This window comes from Halorubrum sp. AJ67 (assembly GCF_000513435.1).
On the sequence record NZ_CBVY010000016.1, the window covers coordinates 6,499 to 9,430 of the forward strand.

3 protein-coding genes and 2 pseudogenes are annotated in these 2,932 nt (G+C 64.9%); 1 reads left to right on the forward strand and 4 read right to left on the reverse strand.

Annotated features, from left to right (window positions below; all coding sequences use genetic code 11):
* The 3 genes and pseudogenes from BN903_RS12010 to BN903_RS12015 all read right to left on the reverse strand — a co-directional run.
* Nucleotides 1–186 (reverse strand): annotated as a pseudogene (locus BN903_RS12010) (inorganic phosphate transporter); the annotation flags it as partial.
* The gene (locus tag BN903_RS18360; RefSeq protein WP_255331289.1) at nt 186–314 is read right to left on the reverse strand and encodes a hypothetical protein; all 129 of its coding nucleotides are present in this window, start codon (nt 312–314) and stop codon (nt 186–188) included. The gene BN903_RS18360 and the pseudogene BN903_RS12010, both read right to left, overlap by 1 nt.
* Nucleotides 315–1,261: 947 nt before the next feature.
* Nucleotides 1,262–1,795 (reverse strand): inorganic diphosphatase, encoded by a 534-nt coding sequence (locus tag BN903_RS12015; protein ID WP_048077955.1) that lies wholly within the window; start codon nt 1,793–1,795, stop codon nt 1,262–1,264.
* A gap of 345 nt (nt 1,796–2,140) precedes the next feature.
* Here BN903_RS12015 and BN903_RS12025 point away from each other — a divergent pair, with 345 nt between their 5' ends.
* Nucleotides 2,141–2,491 carry a PadR family transcriptional regulator gene (locus tag BN903_RS12025; RefSeq protein ID WP_048077957.1) on the forward strand — a complete coding sequence of 117 codons (351 nt, stop codon included), beginning with the start codon at nt 2,141–2,143 and terminating at the stop codon, nt 2,489–2,491.
* Between the two features lie 102 nt (nt 2,492–2,593).
* On the opposite strand, the pseudogene BN903_RS12030 reads toward BN903_RS12025, so the two are convergent.
* A pseudogene (locus BN903_RS12030) lies at nt 2,594–2,932 on the reverse strand (hypothetical protein); the annotation flags it as partial.

Here is a 2,932-nt window from a genome sequence, read left to right on the forward strand (position 1 = left end):
TTGGAGTATCGCCCCGAGCAGCCCGAGGACGCCGACGATCAGCCCCGCACGCATCACGGAGATGGCGTTCGCGCCGACCGCGGGCGCGAACGGGGTCGACCCGGAGGAGCCGGCACCGATCGACCACGCCATGAAGAGGCTGGCGGCGGCGGCGACGATGAGTGTCGCGGCAGTGACGACGACCATCAGTTTCGCCCGTCGTTGTACCCCTCGTTCAGCCCCGTCACCGTGCGACGGACGAGGAGGAACCCGAAGAAGAACAGCCCGAGAAGACCCACCAAAAGCAGGACGAACAGCGGTTGGACCGGAAGCATACCCTCGAATCCGTCGGGACGCGGTTATAATTTTCGAGCCGGACGGTCGCCGGACTCCCCGTCGCCTCGGATGTCCGGACGAGGCGATCGGTGACTAAAACGCCCGCTTGTGTCTCGGCCACGTATATGTTGTCACCCGTGGTACGTACTGGTGCGACCCCCGCTTCGGCCCTCAAACGCTCGAACCGCCGGCCGACACGCCGGCAGATCGGATTCGCACTCCCTCCCCTGCCCCCGGTACCCCTCCCCGACCGACCGATGTGACCGATCGCCGGCACCCGCACCCGCAGCGATCCGGGTCTGTCACCGCGCACACGACCGTCGGCCGGCTCGGCCGTCGCGGGGCGTCGCGTCCGGTCCCCGTCGCTCGCGGCGGTGACGCCCTCCGGTTCCCTTCGATTCTCACGAACCTGCCGCTTCCCCGTTACGCGTGTACGAGGGGAAAGCCCCGCGCTTCAGCGCGGAGATGAATCCGACACGTCCATGTCATTTGATCTTATGCGATGGCCCACCGGAGTTCCCTCGCTGGGATACACCGGCTTTGCCGGGACGAACGCTTTGCGTCTGCGTCCCACGGGGTAACAAATCCGACCGAACCACTCCACGACGTAACGGTTTGGCCGACGCGAATCGTGGTACCGTGCGGGCTGAATACCCCACTGTGGAGGGACGAACGATATTCGTCTCGACGAAGCGCCGACCGCGAGTCGGACGGAAGGCCCCGTTGACGGGGCTACACGCGCTGGAAAGCACTCCCTCGGTCGTAATTTGGCGGCGACCATTGACGTGGGAGGCGACCATTGACCTGGGACGCGAAAGCGTACCTCACCATCGAGGACACGCGCAACCTTGGACTCCCCTTCGGGGAATCCTCGTCGCCAGACTACGTCTGGCGGGCAACCAGAACGCTGCGCGTTCTGGTGACGCCCTTCAGGGCGGGGAGGATGTCAAGCGACCTGCTCGTCGTACAGGTCCTGTGCGTGCTCGATCGCGTCCTTCGCGGCCTGTTTGTCCTCCCAGCCGAGCGTTTCGACCTCCTTGCCCGCTTCGAGGTTCTTGTAGGTCGCGAAGAACTCGTCTATCTCGTCGAGGATCTGCTGGGGGATGTCCTCGAGGTCCTCGATGTGGTCGAACCGGGGGTCCTCCGTCGGCACCGCGATCACCTTGTCGTCCTGCTCGCCGTCGTCGTCCATCTTCATCAGCGCGACGGGGCGGGCCTCGACCACGCAGCCGGGGAACGTCTGGTCTTCCACGAGCACCATCACGTCGAACGGATCCTCGTCGTCGTAGTACGACTGCGGGATGAAGCCGTAGTCGTACGGGTAGTGGACGTTCGAGTGAAGGACTCGGTCGAGGACGACACCGGGGATGTCCTTGTCGTACTCGTACTTGTTCCGCTCGCCTTTGAGACACTCCACGACGGCGTAGATCTCGTCCGGCGCGTTCGGTCCCGTCTCGAGATCTTCCCAGAGGTTGACCATGTGTCTCGTGATGCGTCGATGGCGGTCAAAGTCCTTTCGGGATCCGGCAGTTCGGCGCGGTCGGCGTTGCGACCACAGAGGACCGTTCACAGCCCTCCGAACCCCCTCGACCGACCGATCGATCGGTTTCGATCGCGAGTCGGATCGGGGGTCGTACCGACGGATCGTCGGCGTATTCGGCGATGACGGACCAGATCGGTCGAAACGCGTTCCCGGGTCGGATCGCGCGCTCGTCCCCCTCGCGGCCGCGAATACGCGGATATTCGGACGAGCGTCCGGGATGAGGCATCGCAACGGTCGTGAATGTTGAGAAAGACTATAAGTTCGGGTTCCCTTCTTGTAAGCATGTCAGAGGCACAAGCAGTCACTGATGAATCGACGGCCGCAAGCGATCTTACGGCGTTCCAACAGAACATCCTCAGCATCCTCGCCGAGGAGCCGATGTACGGGCTCGCCATCAAGCGGGAACTGGAGTCGTACTACGGCTCCGAGGTGAACCACGGTCGCCTGTACCCGAACCTCGACGACCTCGTCGAACTCGGGCTCGTCGAGAAGAGCGAACTCGACAAGCGGACGAACCAGTACGAGCTCACCGACGCGGGCCACGACGTCGTCCTCGGCCAGATCGAGTGGATCCTCGACCGCTTCGTCACCGACGAGGCGCGAGCGGACGAAGTCCGCGCGCTGCTCGAGTAACCGGAACGAGGCGCGCCCGCGCGGCCGGACGAACCGACTAACGACCAACCTTTTGGCACACGGCGCGGCGAAAGCCGCGTTTTCCCGCATTCCGAGCGGTCGCTACGCCGAATCGTCGGCGGTAGAGTCGTCGGCGGCAGAGTCGTCGGCGGCAGAGTCGTCGGCGGCGGAATCGGCGGCAGAATCGTCGACGGCAGCCGGACCGTCGACGTCGACCGCGACCGACTCGACGACGGACAGCGACTCGTCGACGGCGTCGAGTTGCTCGTCGGTCGGCCACCCGTTCCGGACGAGGTACTCCTCGCGGAACTCGGCGCGCATCTCCGGGGTGGCGTCGTCGACCGGGCGGACGTAGTGGTTGCTCATGAACGCCGCGAACGTCTCCGCGGTCCGCGCGTGGACCTCGTCTTTCCGTTCGGCGACCGCCTCGGCGACCGCCTC

Excerpts from the sequence above, each read along its gene's own strand:
- BN903_RS18360 (WP_255331289.1), bottom strand. The coding sequence starts at position 314 with ATGCTTCCGGTCCAACCGCTGTTCGTCCTGCTTTTGGTGGGTCTTCTC.
- BN903_RS12025 (WP_048077957.1), top strand. The coding sequence starts at position 2,141 with ATGTCAGAGGCACAAGCAGTCACTGATGAATCGACGGCCGCAAGCGAT.
- BN903_RS12015 (WP_048077955.1), bottom strand. The coding sequence starts at position 1,795 with ATGGTCAACCTCTGGGAAGATCTCGAGACGGGACCGAACGCGCCGGAC.